Source organism: Streptomyces sp. NPDC039465, from assembly GCF_055639315.1.
In genome coordinates, this window is the sequence record NZ_JBVKAP010000009.1 from 220,476 (window position 1) to 242,636 (window position 22,161).

General features: G+C 72.8%; 16 protein-coding genes. 5 read left to right on the forward strand and 11 right to left on the reverse strand.

The genetic code is table 11. The annotated features are described in order from the left end of the window. Nucleotides 1-59: 59 nt before the first annotated feature. Together ACZ7LT_RS27670 and ACZ7LT_RS27675 are read right to left on the reverse strand one after the other, a co-directional pair. Complete coding sequence (locus tag ACZ7LT_RS27670) at nt 60-1,595, reverse strand: amino acid adenylation domain-containing protein (RefSeq protein WP_471238822.1); 1,536 nt, start codon at nt 1,593-1,595, stop codon at nt 60-62. Between the two features lie 3 nt (nt 1,596-1,598). Beyond that, a complete protein-coding gene (locus ACZ7LT_RS27675) occupies nt 1,599-1,844 on the reverse strand; it encodes a phosphopantetheine-binding protein (RefSeq protein WP_471238823.1) in 246 nt (81 codons plus the stop codon). Between the two features lie 131 nt (nt 1,845-1,975). Between ACZ7LT_RS27675 and ACZ7LT_RS27680 the strand changes: the two genes are divergently transcribed. Both ACZ7LT_RS27680 and ACZ7LT_RS27685 read left to right on the forward strand, forming a co-directional pair. After that, nucleotides 1,976-3,199, forward strand: a complete 1,224-nt coding sequence (locus tag ACZ7LT_RS27680; RefSeq protein WP_471238824.1) for an alpha/beta fold hydrolase — start codon at nt 1,976-1,978, stop codon at nt 3,197-3,199. Nucleotides 3,200-3,242: 43 nt separating this feature from the next. Then, the gene (locus ACZ7LT_RS27685; RefSeq protein ID WP_471238825.1) at nt 3,243-4,040 is read left to right on the forward strand and encodes a class I SAM-dependent methyltransferase; all 798 of its coding nucleotides are present in this window, start codon (nt 3,243-3,245) and stop codon (nt 4,038-4,040) included. 101 nt (nt 4,041-4,141) lie between these two features. Here ACZ7LT_RS27685 and ACZ7LT_RS27690 read toward each other — a convergent pair whose 3' ends face one another. Further along, nucleotides 4,142-4,852, reverse strand: coding sequence for a PIG-L deacetylase family protein (locus ACZ7LT_RS27690; protein WP_471238826.1), 711 nt, complete (start codon nt 4,850-4,852; stop codon nt 4,142-4,144). Between the two features lie 160 nt (nt 4,853-5,012). Between ACZ7LT_RS27690 and ACZ7LT_RS27695 the strand changes: the two genes are divergently transcribed. Beyond that, on the forward strand, nt 5,013-5,375 hold the full coding sequence (locus ACZ7LT_RS27695; RefSeq protein ID WP_471238827.1) for a VOC family protein: 363 nt from the start codon (nt 5,013-5,015) through the stop codon (nt 5,373-5,375). 68 nt (nt 5,376-5,443) lie between these two features. On the opposite strand, the gene ACZ7LT_RS27700 is transcribed toward ACZ7LT_RS27695, so the two are convergent. The 8 genes from ACZ7LT_RS27700 to ACZ7LT_RS27735 form a co-directional block, all read right to left on the reverse strand. Then, nucleotides 5,444-6,373, reverse strand: coding sequence for a DUF6039 family protein (locus ACZ7LT_RS27700; RefSeq protein ID WP_471238828.1), 930 nt, complete (start codon nt 6,371-6,373; stop codon nt 5,444-5,446). Nucleotides 6,374-6,388: 15 nt separating this feature from the next. Further along, nucleotides 6,389-8,656 (reverse strand): ACP S-malonyltransferase, encoded by a 2,268-nt coding sequence (gene fabD / locus ACZ7LT_RS27705; protein WP_471238829.1) that lies wholly within the window; start codon nt 8,654-8,656, stop codon nt 6,389-6,391. A 4-nt stretch (nt 8,657-8,660) separates the two neighbouring features. Beyond that, complete coding sequence (locus ACZ7LT_RS27710; protein ID WP_471238830.1) at nt 8,661-9,521, reverse strand: DUF6039 family protein; 861 nt, start codon at nt 9,519-9,521, stop codon at nt 8,661-8,663. Between the two features lie 87 nt (nt 9,522-9,608). After that, nucleotides 9,609-11,174: an MDR family MFS transporter gene (locus ACZ7LT_RS27715; protein ID WP_471238831.1), complete on the reverse strand. Its 1,566-nt coding sequence runs from the start codon at nt 11,172-11,174 to the stop codon at nt 9,609-9,611. A gap of 285 nt (nt 11,175-11,459) precedes the next feature. After that, entirely contained in the window at nt 11,460-17,651 is a 6,192-nt protein-coding gene (locus ACZ7LT_RS27720) for an SDR family NAD(P)-dependent oxidoreductase (protein ID WP_471238832.1), read from the reverse strand. Between the two features lie 71 nt (nt 17,652-17,722). Next, nucleotides 17,723-18,595, reverse strand: a complete 873-nt coding sequence (locus ACZ7LT_RS27725) for an ACP S-malonyltransferase (protein ID WP_471238833.1) — start codon at nt 18,593-18,595, stop codon at nt 17,723-17,725. 4 nt (nt 18,596-18,599) lie between these two features. After that, nucleotides 18,600-19,367 (reverse strand): enoyl-CoA hydratase/isomerase family protein, encoded by a 768-nt coding sequence (locus tag ACZ7LT_RS27730; RefSeq protein WP_471238834.1) that lies wholly within the window; start codon nt 19,365-19,367, stop codon nt 18,600-18,602. After that, a complete protein-coding gene (locus ACZ7LT_RS27735) occupies nt 19,367-20,596 on the reverse strand; it encodes a hydroxymethylglutaryl-CoA synthase family protein (RefSeq protein WP_471238835.1) in 1,230 nt (409 codons plus the stop codon). The genes ACZ7LT_RS27730 and ACZ7LT_RS27735 overlap by 1 nt, the downstream gene beginning before the upstream one ends. Before the next feature lie 196 nt (nt 20,597-20,792). Here ACZ7LT_RS27735 and ACZ7LT_RS27740 point away from each other — a divergent pair, with 196 nt between their 5' ends. Further along, nucleotides 20,793-21,545, forward strand: coding sequence for a 4'-phosphopantetheinyl transferase family protein (locus tag ACZ7LT_RS27740; protein ID WP_471238836.1), 753 nt, complete (start codon nt 20,793-20,795; stop codon nt 21,543-21,545). 13 nt (nt 21,546-21,558) lie between these two features. Beyond that, on the forward strand, nt 21,559-22,128 hold the full coding sequence (locus ACZ7LT_RS27745) for a YdeI/OmpD-associated family protein (RefSeq protein WP_471238837.1): 570 nt from the start codon (nt 21,559-21,561) through the stop codon (nt 22,126-22,128). Nucleotides 22,129-22,161 lie beyond the last annotated feature (33 nt).

Consider the following 22,161-nt stretch of genomic DNA (forward strand, 5'->3'; position numbering starts at 1 on the left):
ACCGGCTCAGCTTCATGGGCGTGGGGACCGGCGCCCGCTCAGATCTGAGCGGACCGGTGTCACGATGACTGCATCGACGCCAGGCGCCGTTCGGCGATCCGGCGCAGACTGGGGCGATCGACCTTGCCGTTGGCGTTGAGGACGGGCGCGGGTACCCACCACAGGAGCCGGGGCAGCATGTAGGCGGGCAGCCGGCGGGCGGCCCTGCGCAGGACGTCGGCCTGGGTGACGGGCTCCCCGCCCATCAGGCAGGCGACGAGTTGCGGACCGGAGTCGCCGGTGACCGTGAGGACGGCCACCTCGGCGCCGGGGGCGGCGGCGCGCAGGGCCTCGGCGACCTCTCCGAGCTCCACGCGGTAGCCCTGGATCTTGACCTGGGTGTCGGTACGGCCGAGGTGGACCATGCCGCCGGGTCCCTGGCGGACCAGGTCGCCGGTGCGGTACCAGCGCTGCCCCTGGTGGTCGAGGAACCTGCCCTCGTCCTCGGCCGGGTCCCAGTAGCCGGTGAACACCTGCGCGCCGCGCAGGCAGAGTTCGCCGGTGCTCGCCGGGGTTCCGTCCTCGTCGAGGAGGAGGGTGCGGACGCCGGGGAACGGCGCTCCGATCGGCACGGTGGCGTCGTCCGGCGCGTCGTCGGCGGCGTCCCAGAGGTGTCCGGTGCAGGCGACGCTCGCCTCGGTCGGGCCGTACAGGTTGTCGATGACGGAGCCGGGGGCGGCCTCCTGCCAGGCGCGGGCGGTGCCGTTGGTGAGCGGCTCGCCGCAGAAGATCGTCGTCCTGACGTCGGGCAGGCAGCCGGGGCTCAGCTTTCCGGCGATGCGCAGTGAGGCGGCCAGGCTCGGGGTGGCGTGCCAGACGGTGATGTGCTGACCGGTCAGCCGGGCCGGTGCGAGCGCCTGGAGACGGTTGAGGACGTGGAGGCAGGCGCCGGAGCCCCAGGCGAGGAAGAGCTCGCTCATGGACAGGTCGAAGGTGAGCTCGTAGATCTGGCTGAACCGGTCGCCGGGCCCGAAGTCGTGGCGGTCGAGGGCCGCGCGGACGAAGGCGCTGACGTTGCGGTGCCGTATCGGCACCCCTTTGGGCACCCCGGTGCTACCGGAGGTGAACATGAGGTAGGCGAGGTCGTCCGGGCCGCGCGGGGGCGCGTGGACCGGGCCGGGCCGTCCCGGGCGGCGCACGGGGATCCCCGGGGGCGGGTCGGGCAGGTCGGCGGCGAGCACCGCGTCCGGTCCGAGGAGCGGCAGCAGGGCGGGCAGACCGGCGGCGCCGGCGGCGTCCACCACGACCGCGTCGAGGCCGGCGGCCGTGGCCACGGCGGTGAGGCGGTCCGGCGGCGCGTCGGGAGCGAGGGGTACGGCGCAGGCGCCGGCGCGCAGGGCGGCGAGGAACCCGGCGTAGGCGGTCACGCTCTTGGCCGCCAGGATGCCGACGCGGCGCCGGCCGTCGGCGGCGAGCGGACCGGCGAGCGCCGCCACCTCGCGGTCCAACGCGTCGTAGGTCAGGGTCTGTTGGCCCACGCGCAGTGCCGGGCCGTCAGGGGCGAGGGACCGTCCGCGGTCGAACCAGTGGTCGAGCAGCGAGCCGTCGGCGGTCATCCGTCAGCCGTTCGACAGCCGGCCCAGGACCGCCCACAGCGAGCCCGGGGTGCTGAAGGTGGCCGGGGCGATCGTATGGTCGGGGAAGGTCACGCCGAGGATGTCCTCAAGGGTGTCCATCAGCACGACCGTGGCGACCGAGTCGAGTCCGACGGTCGCCAGCGGCAGGTCCTTGGGAACCTCCGGCTCGTGCTCCAGCGCGGGCAGCTGGGCACGCAGGATCTGTTCCAGGGTCTCGTACGCGATCATTCGACGACGCCCTTTCACTCGGTGACCCCCACAGCGAACCGGCGCCCGGCGCACGGTGCCGCTCACTACTGAGCGGCACGGCCGCAGCGGCCCCGATCATGCTCTGAGCGCGGCCCGAGAGTGGGAGGACCATGCCCGAGACCGTCGAGTCGTTCCTGTCCGCCGTGTACCGGACGTTCATGGAGGTCACCCGGAAGGCGCCCGACTACTTCGCCGCCCGTCCGCTGCGCGCGTGCGCCCCGCCGACGGGGGCGGCCGAGGCGGTGGCGGCGGCGTTCGCCGTGACGCTGGAGGCCACGGACCGCGAGGAGTTCACCGCCGTCGACGACCTGCTGGACCGGCGGCGCGGCGCCCCTGTCGACGGCGGCTCCGATCGCGACCCCGCGGGGGGCTGGCCGGGGTGGCGGCGGCGGCAGGACCGGCGGCTCACCGTACGGGCCGCGCGGGCCGCGCATCTGGCCCGGGTCATGGACCGCCGGGTCGTACGGTCCGCGGGGCCGGTCCCGTACCGGGCCGGCGGGCGGGGGCCGCTTCTCGTGCTGCTCACCGCCCTGGGGCACACCGACGAGGTCTGGTATCCGCTGGTCGAGCGGCTGCTGCCCGGCCGGCGGGTGGTGATGTGGGACGCGGAGGAACGCCCCGGCTCGGATCAACCCTGGTCTACGGAACGGCACGTGGCGGCTGTCGACGCGGTCCTCGCCGCGGAGGGGGCGGACTCGTGCGACCTGGTCGGATGGTGCTCGGGGGCGCAGCTCGCGCTGGAGTACGCGCACAGCCGTCCCGGCGCGGTCCGGGCGGCGGTGCTGCTGCACGGCTCGTATCCGCGGGCGGGCACGGATCCGGTCTCCGACTACGAACGCAATCTGGGCGCGGTGTGTGCGTCCGTCGCGGCGCGGCCCGGGCGGGCGGCCAGGGCACTCCGGATGCTCACCGGCGAGACCGAGGCGCCGCCGCTGCCCGCCGACGAACACCGCGCGGCCGTCGAGGTGCTCGCCCGTACCCCGCCTGGTCTTGGGCCGGTGCTGCGCCATCCGTTCCGGGACGCCGACGCGCTGGTCCGTTACAGCCGTCAGCTGGCCGAGCTGTGGCAGCGGCCGCTGCCGGAGCAGGGCCCCGGGCTGCCGCCGCTGCTGTCCCTGTCGGCGGAGCTGGACCGGGTCGCCGCGCCCGAACCACCGGCGGCCCTGAGGCCGCTCCTGGCAGGCCGGCACGGTCTGCTCGTCGGCGCGACGCACTACAGCATGCTCGAACGCCCGGAGGTGGTGGCGGCCGCCTGCCGGGGTTTCCTCGACGATCCGGCGGGCGGTGTGCCCGCCGCCGACGGCCCGGAGGAGATCCGATGGGCCACGACCTGACGTCCGTAACCGTCTTCGAACCGGTTCCCCTGGGAGTGACGCGATGAACCCGTCCGTGAACCAGCCCGAGAAGCAGTCCGAGAAGCAGTCCGTGAACCAGTCCGTGAAGTTCGACAAGCTCGCCGCCACCTATGACGCGGCCCGCGGGGGCGAGGGCCGCGGGCACATGACCGCGGCCACGATCTCCAAACACCTCGCCCCGGGCTCGGTGCTCGAAGTCGGGGTGGGTACGGGCGTGGTGGCGGCCGGGCTGGCCGCCCTTGGGCACACCGTGCGCGGTGTGGACGTCTCCCAGCCGATGCTGGACGTCGCCGCGACCCGCTTCGACGGCGAGCTGACGATCGGCGACGGCATGGCGCTGCCGTACGACGACGCCTCCCAGGACAACGTGGTGTACGTGCACGCGCTGCATCTGATGCCGGACATGGCGGCCGCGCTGACCGAGGCGGCGCGGGTCCTGCGGCCGGGCGGGCGGGTCGTCGTACGCCACGGTGACCCCGTGTCCGACGCCGACGACCTCGTACTGATCCTGCGTCAGGTGCAGTCGATGCAGCCGGCCCGCCCCGACGAGCCGGACGCGGTGCGGGCGGCGGCCGAGGCGGCCGGACTGCGGCTCTGCGAGCAGGCCATGGCGCCGGAGTACGAGAGCGGGATGAACCCGGAGACCTTCATCGCGCTGATCACCAACCGGCAGGTGCCGTTCTTGCAGCGCCTGTCCCCCGAACGCGCGGCGGAGGTCGTGGCGCCGATCCTGGAGCAGCTGCGGGCGCTGCCGGATCCGGAGCGGGTGCGGCGCCAGGCGTGGTCGTGCTGGCTGACGGTGGCCGAGAAGCCGGCCTGATCCCGCCCGAGGCCACGGTGGCCCCGGCCCGAACCGGGTCGGGGCCACCCCCGTCGGCGGTTAATCAACAGCCGGCAGGGGATTCCGAAGGGAATCAGCGGTCAGCAGGGGATCACTTCGAAGGCCACCGCGGGCACTCCGCCGAAGCGCGCGCCGATCGCCTGCGCCTGCCCGCTCACCGCGGGGCGTACGGCTTCCCGGGTGTAGCCCAGACCCTTGAGGTAGGTCTCGTGGGACTCCAGCGAGGCGACGGCGGCGTCCAGGCCGGTGGAGATGTCCACGGCGTGGGTGGGCTGGGGCGAGTTGGCCACCGCGATGTACTTCACCGACCACGGCTCGCCGGCCGCCGGGAGGATCCAGCGGTTTCCCGCGTCGACCAGAGCGTCCAGCGCGCACCGGCCGAACTCCCGGTGGTCGGGGGCGTTCCAGCGGCCGGTGGAGGTGCGCTCGTGGTGGTTGAAGACGACCACCAGCTGCGGGCGGTGGCGGCGGATCGCGGCGACGAGATCGCTCCGCAGCGCCTCGTCCGCGCGCACGGCGCCGTCGGGGTGGTCGAGGAACTCGACGTCGTCGACGCCGACCCGGCCGGCGGCCTCGCGCTGCTCGGCCTCGCGCACCGCCGCGGCCTGGGCGGGGGGCATGCCGTCGATCCCGGCCTCGCCCCGGGTGGCCAGCAGATAGGACACAGCGTGGCCCTTGCGGGTCCACACCGCGACGGCTCCGGCGGAGCCGAACTCGACGTCGTCGGGGTGCGCGGCCAGGACGAGGGCGTTCTCCCAGTCCTCGGGCATACGTTCCAGATTCTCGCTCATGATCCGACGGTAGGGCCGGACAAAGGCGCCGAACGCTCAATAGTGTGCTGCCTGTTCGGCGACACCCGGCAAATCGTGGTGCGGTCCGATCGGCATCCTCGATATGCAAGACTGCGTGCGGGGAAACCCGTTGAGAAGTACATCCCTGAAAGGTGGATCGATGACAGCGATTGCTGAGCCCGGCGCCATCACTTTAAGTTGTTCCGACCCGGAATCACTGGCGGAGTTCTACGCCGCGACGACCGGCTGGCAGAAGATCTTCAGCAGTGAGTCGGCGGCCTATCTCGCCGGCCAGAACGGCATGCGCATGGGGTTCGTCAAGATCGACGGATTCGAGCCCCCGTCCTGGCCGCAGGCCGGGAACCGCGTGCATCTCGACTTCAGCGTCGCGGACCTGGACAAGGCCGAGGCGGAGCTGCTGGCGCTGGGCGCCAGCAAGCCGGAGGACCAGCCCGGCGCGGGGAAGTGGACGGTCCTGCTCGACCCGGCCGGCTACCCCTTCTGCATCACCGTGATGCCCTGACCGGTGCCTGACGGCCGCGTCCCCCGGCGAAGGCGAGCCGGGGGACGCGGTCGAGCCGTGCCGGGTGGTCAGGCGAAGATCCTCGGAGCCAGGAGGCTGTCGCGGGTGGAGTCCTGGAGGATGATCTTGTCCCAGGTGCCGCCGCCGCGCTCCGGCGAGATCCACTCCTGGATGTAGGACGCTCGCGGAGCGCTCGGGTCCGGGCTGGCGTCCAGGGCCATCAGCTCCTGGTAGGCCTGGACGTCCGCCATGTGGATGAAGAAGTGCAGACGGTCCATCTGCCCGAAGGCCTCCTCGAACAGCAGGACCGTCGTCCGGCCCTTGGCGTTGAGGTTGTACGTCTCCGCGAGGGTCCGGGCGAGCACCCGCGCCTCGGCGCGGTAGGCGTGGTTGGCCTGGGCGGTGCGGTGCATGAGCAGCCCGGACGACGCGCTGGTGACGAGGGTCTCGACGGGCAGCGAGGTCTGCTGTGCGGCCGGCAGCAGCTGGAACCGGGCCCGGCCGTCCACCTGCTCGATCGGGTTCAGGTCGGCCTTCGCCATCGCCTCGGTGGCGGTGCCGAAGATGCCCCAGCGGTGCGGCAGCAGCACGGTCTCGCGCACGCTCCCCGCCTCGAACAGCTCCTCCCAGCCGTCGTCCTCGCCGGAGGCGCGCCCGAAGACACCGCTGCCCCGGTCGGCGCCGCGCTGGGTCAGCGCCGTGTAGTCCTGCAGCGAACGCAGGTGGATCAGCCAGTGCAGCCGTCCCCGGGTCCCGAACGCGTCCTCGTAGCTGAGCGCGGTGGCGACGCCCTCGTACTGCTCGTTGAAGCTCTCGGCCAGGGCGCGGGTGGCGGCCCGGGCGCGCGGGCCGTGACCGGCCCGGATCTGGGCGGTACGCCACAGCACGACCTCGGCCGAGGCGGTGTCGAGCGTCTTGTCCGGCGGCGTACGCACCTGGTGCTGGGCGGTTGCCACGGTGTGCAGGGAGTCGTCCATCGGGTACTTCCCTTCGCTCAAGAACGGATGTGTCGGTCAGCGGGTGGCCGGGGAGGCCGGGCGGGCGCCGGCGGCGGCGAGGACGTCGGCGGCGCCGGTCATCAGCAGGTCCGCGATGGCGTCGACGTCGCGCCGCCGCCACGACTCCAGGGCGGTCCCCTCCACCAGCCGGTTGAAGGCGCCCATCGCGGACCCGCAGTGGATCTGGAAGTTGGCGGTGTTGTCCTTGACGCCGTCGAGCGCGGCTCGTGTCGAGTCGGCGAAGTACCACTTGAAGACGAGCGCCATCCGCCGCTTCGCGTCACGCTCGGCGTCGCGGGCGGTCTCGGGCCGGCCGGTGTCCCGGTAGTGCCGTACGACCTCCTCCCACACCTGGTCCACGGACCGGCGGAAGCAACTGCGTTCGAGGACGGAGAGGGTCCTGGGGTCGATGTCCTCCAGGCGTGCGTGCCGGCGGTACAGCTCGTAGAGCTGGTTGGCGCGGGCGGGGAACATCGTTCCGCGCCGGACCACCTGCACGCGGGAGCCGATCTCGAAGAGGTCCCCGGCGGGGGCGTAGGTGACGTCCTGCACGTCGAGTCCGGCGAGCAGGTCCTTCACCGCGTCGGAGGTGCCGGCCTGCGGACTGCACTGGTTGACGCTGCCCGTGAGCACGAAGTCCGCGCCGAGCAGGAAGCAGGCCGCCACCGCCTCCGGGGTGCCGATCCCGCCCGCCGCGCCGACCCGCACGGGCTCCCCGCCCGCCTGCGGCGCGGCGCGCCGCGCCAGCCGCCGGAAGGTGGGAACGAGCGCGAGAGCCACCCCCTGGTCGGTGTGGCCGCCCGAGTCGGACTCGACGCAGAGGTCGGAGGCGACCGGCAGGTCCGCGGCGACCGCCGCCTCCTCCCGTGTCAGCGCGCCTTCCGTGACCAGTCGGGCGAGCAGCTCCGGCGAGGGCGGGGCGAGGAACTGCCGCGCCACCTCCGGCCGGGACACCTTGGCGAGCACCTGGCGGGCCGCCACCGGCCGCCCGGAACCGTCGCGGTACGCCCCCTTGGCCCGGAACAGCACCAGCGGCGCGGTGACCCGGGTGAACGCGGCGGCCTCGACGAAGCGCACCCCACGCCGCAGGAAGAGCTCGACGGTGGCCCGTTCCAGCTCACCGTCGGCCATGTCGTGCAGAAGGTTCATGCCGTACGCGGCACCGGACGGCAGCCGCCGTTCGATGTCGTCCAGGGCCGCGCCGATCTCGGGGAGGGACAGCCCGCCCGTACCGAAGAAGCCGAACAGTCCGGCCCCCGCCATCCGGATCACCAGATCGGTGGAGGCGATGCCCTGGTACATCGACCCGGCGACATAGGCGTGGCGGGTGCGGTAGACCTCACGGAACCGGGCCGAGCCGAGGTCGGTGCCGGGCCGGTGAACGGGCCTGTCTCCGACGTCTTTTGGGGCTGCGGGAGCCGCGGCGGGTGCCCGGCGGCCGGAGCGCGCCTCATGCCAGAAGCCCGTGAGCGTCCGGCCGCGGCCGATCTCCCACACCTCGTCCACTCCGGTGTCCAGCAGGTGGGTCATGGTCTCGGCCCAGCGGACCCGGGAGCGGATCTGACGGCCCAGCAGCGCCGCGACCGGTTCCCCGGCGGGGTACGGCCTGGCCGTCACGTTCGCGATCACGGGCAGCCGGGGCGGCGACAGCGGCGCATCGGCCAGTACGGCCGCGAACCGCTGGGCCGCCGACGCCATGTCCCGGGAGTGGAAGGCGGCGCTGACCGGCAGGCGTACGCACCGGATCGCCGGATCGCCCGCGGTCAGCAGGCCGGTGACCGCCGACACGCCCTCGGGCGCGCCGGAGATCACCACCTGGGTCGCCGAGTTGTCGTTGGCGACCTCGACGTCGTCGCGGCCGGACTCGGCGAGTACCCCTTCCACCTCGGCGAGGCCGGTGCCGATGACGGCGGCCATGGCGCCGCCGTCGGCCTCACCCATGAGCCGTCCACGCTCGGCGACCAGACGCAGCCCCGTGGCGAAGTCCAGTACACCGGCCACCATCAGCGCGTTGAATTCACCGAGGCTGTGCCCGGCGACCACATCGGGCTCGCCCCGTTCGGCGCGCTGCGCCAGGTACGTGAGTGCGTGGACGGTGAACAGGGCGGGCTGGGCGTAGCGGGTCAGCCGGAGCCGGTCGTCGTCGTCACGCAGGCACAGGTCCCGGATCGAGTAGCCGAGGATGTCGTCGGCGAGGGCGCAGTGATCGGGGAAGGCGTCGAAGACCTCGGCGCCCATGCCCCGGCGCTGGCTACCCTGCCCGGCGAAGAGCAACGCGCGCACGGCGTCAGAGCTGGCGGGGGACGAGGAGGGTGTCGGTGACCCCACCGGGCACGAAGGCCTGGGCTCCGGTGCCGCCGCCCTTCTCGGGGGCGATCATCTCCCGCTCCAGCAGCTTGCGGAACTGCGGGTCGCGGTCCGGCAGGTTGCGCAGCTCCTCCCACGCCTCGTACGAGGAGAGGTGGATCAGCATGTGCAGCCGGTCCATCGCGCCGAAGGTCTCTTCGTAGAGGTACGAGGTGACCTTGCCGCGCAGGTGCTCGTTGACGTAGTTCTGCCAGGCGAAGGCGTAGTACCGCGCTTCCTTGCGGGTCGCGTACCGGGCGTCGGCGACGCGGTGCACCATCAGCGGGGCGTTGGCGGAGTTGAGCTGCTCCTCCGGGGGCACCGCGGTCTGCCGCCAGGCCTCGGGCACCCACGCCTCGTGGGTGTCGTCCTCGGCGTAGTCCAGGCCGTGCTGGGGCACGAGGATCTGCTCGGTGATGCTGCCCTGCACCACGGCGTTGCCCCAGTTGCCGAAGCCGCGGTCGTCGGCGACCACGTCGTCGTTGAGCAGGATCTTGGTGGTCTCGTCGTGGTCGACCATCTCCAGGCTGGCGGCGTAGTCGGCCGGGCTCTTCATGTTGATGAACCAGTGGTGCCGGGCCTGGTCGCCGAACGCCTCCTGGAAGAAGAAGAACGTCATGCCGTTGAGGTCGGCCTTGTTCATGTGCTTGAGGACCTCGGAGACGAAATTCAGGCCCTCTTGTTCGTGTCCCGGCTTGAATTGGGCGTAGCGGGAGATGATGAATCCCGCATTGCCCGAGTGAAGCAGTTCGCTCTCGGGTCGTTCGACCTGATGGCGGGCCGGCCTCATAATGTCGGTCACCGCGACCTCCGCTCTTCGTCGGATTCGATGTGCCGACCCTAGGAGGAACGGGGATCGCGGCGACGCACAGTTTTGCGCAGACGGCGCTCAGTGCTCTTCGTCGGAAACGGTTTCTTTCTCGGTGGTGCTTTCTTCCGGGGTCTCGGTCGCGGGTGTCTCGGGCATCAGGAGACTCAGGACGAGCGCCAGGACGGCGAACGGCACGACGGCCAGGAAGACGGCGGCGAGCGCCTCGCCGTACGCCCCGACGACGATGTCCCGTTGCTCCCGGGCGAGGCCGCGGATGGCCTCGATGCTGCCCAGCGACGACTCGTCCAGCCCGCTGGCCGCCCCGCCGCGCGCGTCGGCCAGCAGCGCCGTGAACCGGCTGTTGAGTACGGCACCCAGCAGCGCCACACCGATCGCCGACCCGAGCCGTTGGAAGAAGCTGACCGCTGCGGTCGCGGCGCCGATGTCCGCCGGGGCCACGACGCCCTGGACGGCGGTGATGATCGGCTGGAGCGTGAAGCCCGCCCCGATACCGAAGACCACACCCAGCAGGATGATCAGCCAACTCGGGGTGTCCGCGCGGATGAAGCCGAGCGGGAGCAGGGTCACCACCAGCAGGGCGGCGCCGACGACCGGGAAGATGCGGAAGCGACCCGTGGCACTCATCCGGTTTCCGGCGTAGATCGAGGCGAAGCCGACGCCGATCATGGTCGGGACCACCGCGAGCCCGGCGGTGAACGGCGACATGCCCTTCACCGCCTGGAAGTACACCGGCAGGAAGACCACGCCGGTGAACAGGGCCAGGCCGGCGATCATGCTGTAGGCCGAGCCGAGGGAGAAGAGCCGCAGGCGGAACAGGTCCATCGGCACGACGGGTTCGGCGGCCCGCCGCTCCACGATCACCAGGGCGACGGTCAGTACGACGCTGAGCGCGACCAGTCCCAGCGCGAGCGGGTCGGTCCAGCCCCGCTCGCCACCGGCCCAGCTCAGGTACAGCAGCAGCGGGGTGGTGGCGGCGATCACGAGCGTGGCGCCGAGGTAGTCCACCTTCTGGCTGCGCCGTTCGGTGGCGACGCGGCGCAGGGCGGAGGCGGTGACGAACAGCGAGAGCAGGCCCAGCGGCACATTGATCAGGAAGATCCACCGCCATCCGATCGCGTCGACGAGGCCGCCGCCGACCAGCGGACCGGCCAGGGTCGCGATGCCGAAGACCCCGGCGACCATTCCCTGGTAGCGGCCCCGGTCACGGACCGGGACGACATCGGCGATCACGGACAGGGCAAGGGCGTACAGCGCGCCCGCGCCGAGGCCCTGCACCGCACGGGCGGCGATCAGCTGGGTGATCTCCTGGGCGACACCGCAGAGTGCCGACCCCACGATGAAGATGCTCGTCGCCACGACGAAGACGATGCGGCGCCCGAACTGGTCGGACACCTTGCCCCAGACCGGGGTGCTCGCCATCGACGTCAGAAGATAAGCCGTGATCACCCAGGCGAGGTTCTCCAGGCCGCCCACGTCACTGACGATGCTGGGAAGGGCCGTGCTGACCACCGTCTGGTCGAGGGCGGACAGCAGCAGACCGGTCATCACGCCGATGATCGCGCGGTTGATCTGTTGTTTGCTCAGCTCCGGTCCGGCCGAGACCGGTGAATGCGACGTCGTCATGGGCAGTCAAGGGCACGGTCCCCGAAGGTCCGCTCCCCCGTCCCCCTCTCCGTTCCGCGCGTGCGGGTTTTCCCCATACGGCGCACCGATGATCTTCTTGGCCCGGTCTCCGGCACGGGTGATCGGAAGTCCCAACGGCCGCCCGCCGTCGCCGGGTTCAGGATCTCCACACTGGCGCGGGACGATACCGGCCCGGGCGGACGCCTGTCCGGATTTCGCGCCCATCCGGCCGTGTCCGCACAGGGATGTCTCATAACGTCCGCCCGGGTTGGCAGTGCGGTCCGGTCATCGGAAGGCCAGGCGCAGTGCGGGCGGCTCCGCCGGGGCGGCGAGCGGCCGGGGCTCCGCCGACTCGGGCCGGTCCAGCCACAGCCGGCGGCGCTCGAAGGCGATGGGCGGCCTGCTCCTGCGGCGTTCCCCGGCCGCCTCCAGCAGCGCGGGGGGCGCCTCCGCGACGACGACGTGCGCGTTGGTGCCGCCGAATCCGAACGAGCTGACACCGGCCACCCGGGGTCGGCCCGGCAGCGGCCACTCCCGTGCCTCGGTGGCGAGGGCGAACGGCGAATCGTCGAGAGAAAGCCGTGGGTTGGGGGTTTCGCAGTGGAGGGTCGGCGGCACGACGCCATGCTCGACCGCCAGCAGCGCCTTCAGCAGACCGACGGCGCCGGCCGCGTGCAGCAGGTGACCCACATTGGACTTCACCGAGCCGAGCAGGCACCGTCCGCCGCGATGGTCCTTGTCCTCGTCGAAGACGGTCCGCAGGGCCCGGAATTCGAGCGGGTCCCCGATCGCCGTGCCGGTGCCGTGCGCCTCGATCATCCCGATCTCGGCCGGCTTGCGCCCGGCGTCGCGCAGCGCCTTGCGTACCGCCGCTGCCTGCGCCGCCGGGTTCGGCGTGGTCAGGCCCATGGTGCGGCCGTCGTTGGTGACCGCGGAGCCTTCGATGACGCCGTGGACCGGGTCCCCGTCGCGCAGCGCCGCGTGCAGCGGCTTCAGCAGCAGGACGACGCTGCCCTCACCGGGTACGAACCCGTCGGCACGCCGGTCGAACGCGGCGCACCGGCCGGTCGGTGACAGCGCGCCCGCGGCGGAGAACTCCAGATACGGCGCCTCGTCCAGCAGCACGCTGCTGCCGCCCGCGACGGCCGCCTCGATCTCCCCGCTGCGCAGGCTCTGGCAGGCCAGATGGATCGCCACGAGGGACGACGAGCAGGCGCTGTCCACGACGAGGTGCGGGCCGCGGAGGTCGAAGTGCTGTCCGACGTGGGAGGCGACGAAGTTGGGGTCGGACTCGGGCACCTCGGCCCGGATCTCCCCGCGCGAGGCATACCCCGTCCCCCGGGCTCCGGCGAACACCCCGACGTCCCGCCCGGCGAGCTCGGGCCCCTCAAGGCCGGCGTCGCGCAGACAGTCGGCGGTGGTCTCCAGGAACAGCCGGATGGTGGGATCGAGATAGCGGGCCTGCTCGTCGGTGAGCCCGAAGTGCCCGGCGTCGAACTCCTCGATCCCGCCGACGAATCCACCCCACTTGCCGACGGTGTGCCCCGGCTGCGGTGTGGCCCGGTGGAACCGCGAGGCGTCCCATCGCTCGGCCGGCACCTCCCCGATGGCCAGGTGCCGGCCACGTAGGTTCCGCCAGAAGGTGGCGACATCCGGGGCGCCGGGCAGCCGGCAGGCCATCCCGATGACGGCGATGGCATCGCGGTCGGGAAGCAGCGGGAGGGGCATTTGAGAGGGGCGGGGATGGGGGTGGGGGCCGGGGCTCTGCGGGGGGCCCGGCAGCGGGCCGGGTCGGCCCGACGCACCGGCGCGCGGTTCGGCGCCCAGCGACGGCGGTTCGTCGCCGACGCCGGAACCCGCCACCGCGCCCTGCCGCGGCCCGGGGCTCTGAGAGGGACCGGTCACAGTGCCTGTGCCCTGCGCCCACGGCTCGCCCCCCACGCGGGACACGGCCACCGAGCCCGCTCGCGGGCCGGAGCGCTGCGACGGCGGCTCGTCCGCAGCGCCGGACAGCGGCGCGGAGCCCGCCCGCGGCCCGGAAGCCTCCGACCGGAGCTCACCGACCACCGCCGCCGCGAGGGCTTCCGCCCGCGGCCCCTCGCCCGCGTCCGGCTTCGGCTCCGGCTCCGGCTCCGGCGCTCCATCGACCAGCCCCGGCAGGAGGTCGGCCAGGCAGTCGGTCAGGCTGCGCAGCGTGCTGTACTCCAGCAGCAGCGCCGGGTCCAGCGCTCGGCCGGCACGTTGCTCGATCGCGTCGAGGAGTTCGCCGAGCATCACCGACTCCACGCCCAGCTCGGCGAATTCGGCGGAGGGGTCGAAGTCGGCCGCCGGGATGCCGACCACTCCCGCGAAGATCTCCGACAGCCACCCCGGCACGGGGCGCTGTCCGTTCAACCGCCGGGCCGGCTCCGCGTCCCGTACGGCAGACACGGCGGCGGCGGGCAGCTTCAGCAGCTCCGTCGGGTCGCCCTCGCGCAGCCCGCGCAGAGCCACCACCGGGCCGCCGGGGAGGGAGGTGACGACCCGGTCCAGGGCGCGCAGGGCCTCGTCGTCTCCCGCCGCGTCCAGGCCGAAGCGTTCACCGGGGTTCCCCGCCCCCGGTCGGGCGCCGCTGTCGCGCCACATCGGCCAGGCCACCGAGTGGAGCCAGGGGGTGGCCGGCCCCAGGTGGGCGGTGAAGTCGTCGACGAAGCTGTTGGCCGCGGCGTACTCCAGTACGCCCGCGGCGACCGGCGGCACCACCGCGGCCAGCGAGGAGAAGGCCACCAGGAAGTCGGGCCGGTCGGGCAGGCACAGCTGGTAGAGGACCTCCAGCGCGTCCGCCTTGGGTTCGAGCACACGCCGGATCTCGCTCGGGGCGCGCCCGGCGAACGGTCCGACGGGCGGGGTCACCGCCGCGCAGTGCACCACTCCCCGGACGGGCCCGCTGTCCTCCCGGACCTGGTGGAGGAAGTCCTCGAGCCCGGAGCCGTCCAGCAGGGACCCACGGTGTACGTGCACCTTGGCCCCGGCCGCCTCCAGCGCGCGTACGGTCTCCACCGCGGCCCGCGCCTCGGCGGCCAGATCGGGGTCGTCCCACCGGCCCTCCGGGGGCAGGGACCGGGCGCCGAGCAGGGCGAGGTGGCGGGCGCCGCGGTCCACGAGGTGGCGGGCGACCCGGGCGCCGATGCCCCGGGTGGCGCCGGTGAGGACGTAGACGCCGTAGTGGTCCAGCTGGAGGGCGGGGGCGGGTGGGCCGGTGAGCGGGGTCAGTGCCGGGAGGTACACCTGTCCGCCGCGGTGTGCGGCCTCGCCGAACGGGTTTCCCGGGAGCGCGGACAGGAGTTCCCGGGCCTGGGCCGCGGGTGTCCGGTGCTCGGGGTCGAGGTCGACGGTGATGCCGGTGAGGTGGCCGCTCTCGGCGCCCAGGAAGCGTACGAAACCGGCGAGGCGTGCCCCGGCGTCCGGCAGCGGACCCGGGTCCTCGGTGGCGGCCGGGGTGACCGTGCGCCGCCCGCGGGTGGCGTGCAGGACGTGCAGCGGCTCGGTCCGTCCGGCCGCGCGGCGGGCGGCTCCGGCGGCGGTCAACCGCTGGAGCAGGGCGAGGCGTTCCTGCCAGGGGCCGGCGTCGTCGGTGGCCCGGTCGACGTCGGCGAGGTCGATGACGGCGGCCAGATCGGGATGGGCCGCGAGGGCCCGGTCGGCGAGGTCCGCCCCGGAGGTGCCCGTGAGGGTTCCGTGTGCCTCTCCGGCGCCGGAGTCCTCGCGGATCAGGTACACCCGGTCGGTACCCGCCTGGGCGACGACGGCGCGGGCCAGCGCGGCGCTGCCGGGGCCGTAGACGCACAGCACACTGCCCGGCAGTGCGGTGGGCGCACCCACGGGCCCGGCCGCGTGCCAGGTCTTGCGGTACAGGGGCAGTTCGTCGGGTGCCTGCGGCCGGGGCCGTACGGGCGCGGCGGCCGGTTCGGGCAGCCAGCAGCGCATCTTGGCGAAGGGGTAGGCGGGCAGGGGCACGACTCTGGGCCGGCGCCCGGCAGGGGGCGCGACACGGACGGGTCGGCCGGTGACCCAGTGGTGTGCGAGGGCGTCCGGGTCGCCGGTGCCGGTCGGCCCGTCCGGGACGCGGTCCGACGGCGCCCGGCCGCGTATGAGCGCGGTGGTGTCTCCGTCGAGGTGGCGGCGCAGCCGGTCGGTCAGCTCGTCCACACCGGAGACCACCACCGCCGCGCGCTCCCGCAGATGGTGGCGGCCTTCGGCGAGGGTGAAGGCGAGGTCGCCCAGGTCGGTGGCCGGGTGGGCGCGCAGGTGGGTGAGCAGGCGGGAGATCACCTCGCGGAGGCGGTCCTCGTCGTAGGCCGACAGCGTGATCAATGTGGGTGTGGGCGGTGTGGGTTCCAGCGGGGCGTCGGGCGCCAGATGGGCGGGCGGTTCCTGGAGGATCACGTGGGCGAGGGTGCCGCCCGCGCCGAACGAACTGATGCCTGCCCGGCGCGGAGCCTGGCCGGGCATGGTCCACGGCTGGAGGGAGCGCTGGACCCGCAGCGGTGAGGCGTCCCAGTCGATGTCCGGGTTGAGTTCGTCGGCGTGCAGGGAGGGCACGAGGGTGCGGTGGGCGAACTGAAGCACCACCTTGGCGATCCCGGCGAGGCCCGCCGACGCCTCTGCGTGGCCGATGTTGGACTTCACCGAGCCGATCGGCAGGGCGGCGTGGCCGAGGTCGTCCCGGGTGAAGACGCGGTGCAGGCCGTCGGCCTCGATCGGGTCGCCGAGCGCCGTACCGGCACCGTGCGCCTCCAGGTAGCCGATGTCCCGCGGGTCCAGACCGGCGTCGTCCAGGGCTTTGCGGACCACCTCTGCCTGCGCGGTGGGGCTGGGCACGATCCAGCCGTTCGTCCGGCCCGCGTTGACCACGGCCGTGCCGGCGACCAGGGCGTGGACCCGGTCTCCGGCCGCCTCTGCGGCGGACAGCGGCTTGAGGACGAGGGCGCAGACCGCCTCGGCGGGCACCATGCCGTCGCCGCCCCGGCCGAAGCTGCGGCACAGGTGGTCGCTGGAGGCGCCGCCCAGCCGGTCGATCTGACGGAACTTGTTGGGGTGGAGCGAGAGGTTGGTCGCGGCGACGACGGCGGCCTCGCAGTCGCCCGCGCGCAGGGCCCGGGCGGCCAGGTGCAGCGCCACGAGCGACGCCGAGCACATGGTGTCCACGGTCATGCTGGGGCCGTGCAGGTCGAAGGCGTACGAGACCCGGTTGGCGATGCCCGCCACCGTGGAGCCGCTGTCGGCGGCGGTGCCGAGCAGGCTCTGTTCCACGCCGAAGTAGGGGTATTCGTTGTACATGGAGCCGACGTAGACGCCGACCTTGGAGTCGTGGGACGCGCGCAGCCGCCGTGCCGGGTAGCCGGCGTCGTCGAGGGCCTCCCAGACGACTTCCAGGCAGAGCCGTTCCTGCGGGTCCATGAGTTCGGCATGGCGTGGTGTGATGCCGAGCAGCAGCGGATCGAAGCGGTCCACGTCGGCGAGGTATCCGCCGTGCATCAGGGAGGCCGGCCAGCCCGGCCGGAGCCGGTCGGGCGGCACGGGGCCGACGGTGCAGGTGCCGGTCCGTAGTAGTTCCCAGAAGTCGGGCAGGGACGCGGCGCCGGGGAACCGGCCCGCCATTCCGACGATCGCGAGCGGCTCCCCGGCGTCGCGTACGAAAGCGGGCGCTGGGACGGCCGGGGCAGTCGGGGAGACGGGAGCGACGGCAGGGGTCGAGGCGGCCGTGCGGACCGGTCCGGTGTGCCGGGCGGCGAGCACTTCGGCGATGTCGGCGAGGGTGCCGTGGTGGAAGAAGAGCGTCCGGCTCCGCTCCCCCAGGTCGCTCTCCAGCCGGGTGTTGAGCCGGGTGATCAGGAACGAGCTGAGCCCCAGCTCCTCCAGCGGGGCATGGGGACGGACCTCCTCGACGTCCATTCCGGCGGTCTCGGCGAACACCCGACGCAGATAGTCGACCGCCCAGCCGCAGTCGGCGGGCGGCTCACTCTCGGAGGGCTCCGCGGTTTGCTCGGCAAGGCTGTCCGGGCCGTCGAACGGGTAGGCGGGCAGCGCCACTCGGCGGGCCGGAGCCGTCCACAGCCGGCGCCAGTCCACGTTCTGCCCCGCCAGCCACGCCGCCAGCGCCTCCCCCGGGTCGTCCACCGCCGAGGGCTCGGCGGCGGACCGCGCGGCGACGTGCACGACCGAGCGTCGCGTGGCCGCCGAGGGCCGGGCGTGCACCACGTCGTCCAGGGCGGAGCGCAACTCCGTGACGGTACGGCACAGTACGGCGAGGCGGTGGGCGAGCGGCACCCGTCCGGTCTGGCTGGTGAAGGCGATGTCGGCGAGCGCGGGGGCCCCGGCGGGGGCCGCGGTGGCTTCCGGGCCGTCGAGGAAGTCCCGGTAGAGCCGGGCGAGGCACACGAGCCGCTCCTCGTCCGCCGCCGAGAGGAGGACCATCTGTACCTTCTCGTCGTGCACCACGCTCACCCCTGTCGTCCGACGGTCGGTGTTCGGGGCCGAAGCTATCCGCGCAGGGGCGCGGGGCCCGCTCACTCCTGAGCGTCGCCGCGGGACCGGCTGGTGTCGCCCGGCGTCGTACAGGCGGTCCACAGCCGGGGAAGCAGGCCGCCCGCACCGGCCTGGTGGAGCTCCGTGACCCCGGCCTCGCGCAGGTACGTCATGCTCGCGGACCAGCGGACCGGCCGGTACAGATGCTGGGCGAGCAGCTCGGCCAGCCGTTCGGGACGGTGGGGCCGGGCGGTCACGTTGGAGATCACCGGGATCCGTGGGGCGGCGAACGTCACCTCGGCGAGCGCCTCGGCGAACGTCGCGGCCGCCCCGGCCATGTACCGGGAGTGGCCGGGGTTGGGCGCGTCGATCAGGGTCGCCTTGGCGACGCCGCCGCCGCGGAGGACCGTTCCCAGCGCGCGCAGCGAGCCGGTCGGTCCGGCCAGGACGGTCTGGTCCGGGGCGTTGAGGTTGGCGATGTCGAGATCGGCGAAGCCTTCGGCGGCCATCACCGCCGTCAGCTCGTCGACGCCGATGCCGGTGACGGCCAGCATGCCGCCGGGGACGGGGCATCGGGAGATCAGCTCGGCCCGGAGCAGGACCAGCCGCAGTCCGGTGGCGAAGTCGACGGCCCCGGCGTGGCAGAGCGCGGTGAGCTCGCCCATGCTGTGCCCGGCCACGTAGGCCGGCTCCGGCAGGCCGAGCGCGGCGAGGCGGGTGAGGACGAAGAGGGTCGGCTGCACGCGGGTGAGTACGCGCCAGGGGCTCCCGGGCTCGGCGGTGAGCACCGGCCGCAGCGGGTGGCCGAGGATCTCCTCGGCCCGCGCGGTCTGCTCGGGGTACCGGTCGAGCAGATCGGCGCCCGTGCGGCCGCGCAGGGCGCCTTGGCCGGGAAAGGCGAGCGCCGTCAGCACGGGTCTACACCTCCCACGGCATCCGCTGGTGGCGTACGTAGTTGTCGATCCTGCCGCGGACGACCGGTGAGTCGAGCAGCCGGGCGAAGACCTCTCCGGCCTGGGCGCGGGCGGTGTCGGGGAGGGGGGCCAGGCTCGCGCAGTACGCCTTCGCCTCGGCGATCGTCGGCCGGTCGATCTTGGTGACGCGGCCGAGGAGCCTGCGCAGTTGCTGCCCGTGCGCCCCCTCCACCTCGTCGACGAGCCCGAAGGCGCGGGCGTCGGCTGCGGTGACCGGCGCCGTGGACAGTGTCATGGCGTACGCCCGCTGGAATCCCAAGCGGCGCATCAGGAACGGCAGGATGTTGCAGGGCAGCAGTCCCCACAGGGCTTCGGGCAGGCCGAAGGAGCTGCGCTCGGTGGCGAGGACGAGGTCGCAGGCCGCGGCGAGGCCGACGCCGCCGCCGAGCGCCTGGCCGTCGACGGCGGCCAGTACGGTCACCGGTACTTCCGTGATCCGGCGCAGCAGGTCGAAGAAGTCGCCGCCGCCCTTGGAGTCGTCGTCGGCGGAGATCTCGGCGAGGTCCAGGCCGGAGCAGAGGGTACCGCCGGTGCCCTCGATGACGACGGCGCGGGTCCCGCGGTCGGCGGCGGCCGTCTCCAAGGCGTCGCGCAGCAGGACCACGTCGTCGGCGGTGAGGCTGTTCTTGCGGTGCGGCCTGTTGATGACGAGGCGGGTGACGGGGCCGTCCTGTTCGGTCAGGACGGCGGGGCCGGTGGTGTGTGTGGTCATCAGGTCCACCTGTACTGGCGGTGGTAGCCCTCGATGCGCTCCAGCATCAGGAGGCCGCGCCCGGTGAACTCCTTGCCGAGGTCGCCGTAGGCGTCCAGGTCGAAGTGGGCGTCCCTGACCCCGAACTGCGCCCGGTCGCCGTCCGCGGCGACCGTGTCGTACTCGGCGACAGTGAGCGGTCTGCGGGCGGCCAGGGCTTCCTCGACGCCGAGGTCGGCGAGGTCGTCGACCGCCCGGGGGTGTACGACGCCGCTGAAGAACTCCGAGGCGCAGCCGGATCCGTAGGAGAAGAGGCCGACGCGGCGGGGCTCGGGAAAGCTGCCGTGCCGGATCAGGGAGCACAGCGCCAGGTAGAGGGAGGCGGAGAAGATGTTGCCGACCTCGGCGCCGTACTCCATGGACGGGCGTACGCGGCGCTCGTAGTCGGCGTCGACCTCGTCCCGGCCGGCCTGGCGCTGCTGGCGCAGCAGCCGCCGGTGGGCGCCGCGGACCATGCCGACGAAGGGGGTGTGGAAGGCCAGGTAGCCGAAGCCGTCGACGATGTCGGCGCCGTCGACGCGCGCGCGGTAGGCCTCGAAGGAGTGCTGGAGGCATTCCAGGTAGGCCAGCATGGACACGTCCTGGTTGACGATGTCGATGCCGGGGCCGGGGCGGAAGGTGTCCATCACCTCGAAGGTGTGGCAGCCGCTGGCGCCGAGGTCGAGTTCCAGGGTGGTGGCGTCACGGCCGACGAGCATGGCGACGGCGCCGGCCCCCTCCGCGCCCTCCCATTGCTCGCCGAGCGCGGGCACCCCGGCGGCGTCGGCGGCGACGACCAGGGCGAGCGTGTCGTCGTACGGGCTGGCGTGCACCATGCCCGCCGCGGTGTGCAGTGCGGCGGTGCCGCCGTAGCAGGCCTGTTTGACCTCGAAGGAGCGGCAGCGTGGGCCGAGTTCGAGGTAGCGGTGCACATAGGTGCTGATGGATTTGCCGAGGTCGGTCCCTGACTCGGTGGCCACCACGACCGCCTCGATCCGGTCGCGCTCGGCCGGGGTGAGGCGGCGGATCAGCGGGAGGGCGGCGTTGACCGCGTTGGTCACCGCGTCCTCGAACGGCATGTTGACCGACTTACGGCTCATCATGAGGTTGCCGAAGCGGCTCATGTCGTGGCCCCGCGCCTCGTACAGGGTCCTGATGTCGACGCAGATCCGTCCCACGTACGGGTGGAGGGCTCTGATTCCGACGCCCATGCGGCTCTCCCGTCTGCCGGAACGCCCCGGCGTCCGTCTGACCGGGGGCCGAGCATGCCGTGGAGAGCGCGACGGTGACTGCGCACTATTGCGCAGTCGGGGGACCTTCGGCCGATGAGACTGACCGAACGTACACGTGTCCGGAAACAGAACTTACGGTTCCATACGGCGGGGTGCGATGGGATACAGGGGGGCGGTGGCTCACGTCTGGTGCCAGGCGGTGGTCGAGGGCCCGGCGGCCGGCGACGGTGTACGCCCCGCCGACGTCGAGTGGGCGCTGTGCGACGCGGAGCGGCTCCGCAGGGAAACGTTGCGCCGGGCGCCGGACCGGGCCCTGTACACCGCGGCGTGGGGTCTTGTGCGGCACGCCCTGAGCGAGGTCGAGCCGCGGGTCGGCCCGGACGAGTGGCGTTTCGTACGCTCCGTGCTCGGCCGCCCCGAGGTGCACGCGCCGGCCTGGTGCCGTTCGCTGCGGTTCAATCTGTCGCACACCGATGGTCTGGTGGCGTGTGTGGTCACGCGTGACGTGCGGTGCGGTGTGGATGTGGAGCGCCCTCGCCGGGTGCTGCCGCTGCACCGGCTCGCCCGGTCCGTCCTGTCGGCGCGCGAGCAGCGTGAGTTCGACGCGGCTCCGCCGGGGCGGCGCCAGGAGCTGTTCTTCCGTTACTGGACGGTGAAGGAGGCCTACCTCAAGGCGATCGGGACCGGGATGCGGTTCCCCATGACCGACTGCGAGTTCGAGGTCGGCACCGGCCGGCCGCGGCTGCGCTCCCTCGCCGCCGGTCCCGGGCACGCCCGGTACACCTTCCGGCAGTGGCCCGTGCGGGACGGCGGGCTCCTCGCCGTCGCGGTCCAGGGCGGCGCCGCGCACGAACCGGAGCGAGATGTCCTGATACGAGTACGGGCGTCCCAGATCTGTGAAGAAAGCCCGCATCCCACCGCGTTCTGATTGGATCGAAGCCATGAGCGAACCAACAATCCCTTTCGAGGATCATGTCCAGTGGGAGCAGTGGCTGGAGGAGAACCACGAGAGCGCGGCCGGGGTCTGGGTAAAGATCGCGAAGAAGGCCAGCGGCATTCGGAGCATTACCTACGCCGAGGCCCTTGACGTCGCCGTCTGCTTCGGGTGGATCGACAGCCAGCGCGACAAGGTCGACGATCAGTACTGGCAGCAGCGCTTCACTCCACGGACGAAGAAGAGCCCCTGGTCCCAGGTGAACCGGGAACGGGCCGAGCGGCTGGCCGCCGCGGGCAGCATCCGGCCCGCCGGACAGCGGGAGATCGATTCCGCGAAGGCGGACGGCCGTTGGGAGGCGGCGTACGCCTCGCAGAGCAAGATGACCGTGCCGGACGACCTGCAGGGAGCACTTCTCGAAGATCCCGCGGCGGCGGATTTTTTCGCCACCCTGGACAGCAAGAACCGGTACGCGATTCTGTATCGCATTCAGAGCGCCAAAAAACCCGAGACACGCGCCAAGCGGATTGAGAAGTTCGTCACTATGATGGCGAACAGCGAGAAGATTTACCCGTGATGATTCGTGGCCGAGGTCCGGCTCGATCGGGCC

Coding starts and splice junctions, on each gene's coding strand:
- ACZ7LT_RS27670 (WP_471238822.1), bottom strand. CDS start 1,595: ATGACCGCCGACGGCTCGCTGCTCGACCACTGGTTCGACCGCGGACGG.
- ACZ7LT_RS27675 (WP_471238823.1), bottom strand. CDS start 1,844: ATGATCGCGTACGAGACCCTGGAACAGATCCTGCGTGCCCAGCTGCCC.
- ACZ7LT_RS27680 (WP_471238824.1), top strand. CDS start 1,976: ATGCCCGAGACCGTCGAGTCGTTCCTGTCCGCCGTGTACCGGACGTTC.
- ACZ7LT_RS27685 (WP_471238825.1), top strand. CDS start 3,243: ATGAACCCGTCCGTGAACCAGCCCGAGAAGCAGTCCGAGAAGCAGTCC.
- ACZ7LT_RS27690 (WP_471238826.1), bottom strand. CDS start 4,852: ATGAGCGAGAATCTGGAACGTATGCCCGAGGACTGGGAGAACGCCCTC.
- ACZ7LT_RS27695 (WP_471238827.1), top strand. CDS start 5,013: ATGACAGCGATTGCTGAGCCCGGCGCCATCACTTTAAGTTGTTCCGAC.
- ACZ7LT_RS27715 (WP_471238831.1), bottom strand. CDS start 11,174: ATGACGACGTCGCATTCACCGGTCTCGGCCGGACCGGAGCTGAGCAAA.
- ACZ7LT_RS27730 (WP_471238834.1), bottom strand. CDS start 19,367: ATGACCACACACACCACCGGCCCCGCCGTCCTGACCGAACAGGACGGC.
- ACZ7LT_RS27735 (WP_471238835.1), bottom strand. CDS start 20,596: ATGGGCGTCGGAATCAGAGCCCTCCACCCGTACGTGGGACGGATCTGC.
- ACZ7LT_RS27745 (WP_471238837.1), top strand. CDS start 21,559: ATGAGCGAACCAACAATCCCTTTCGAGGATCATGTCCAGTGGGAGCAG.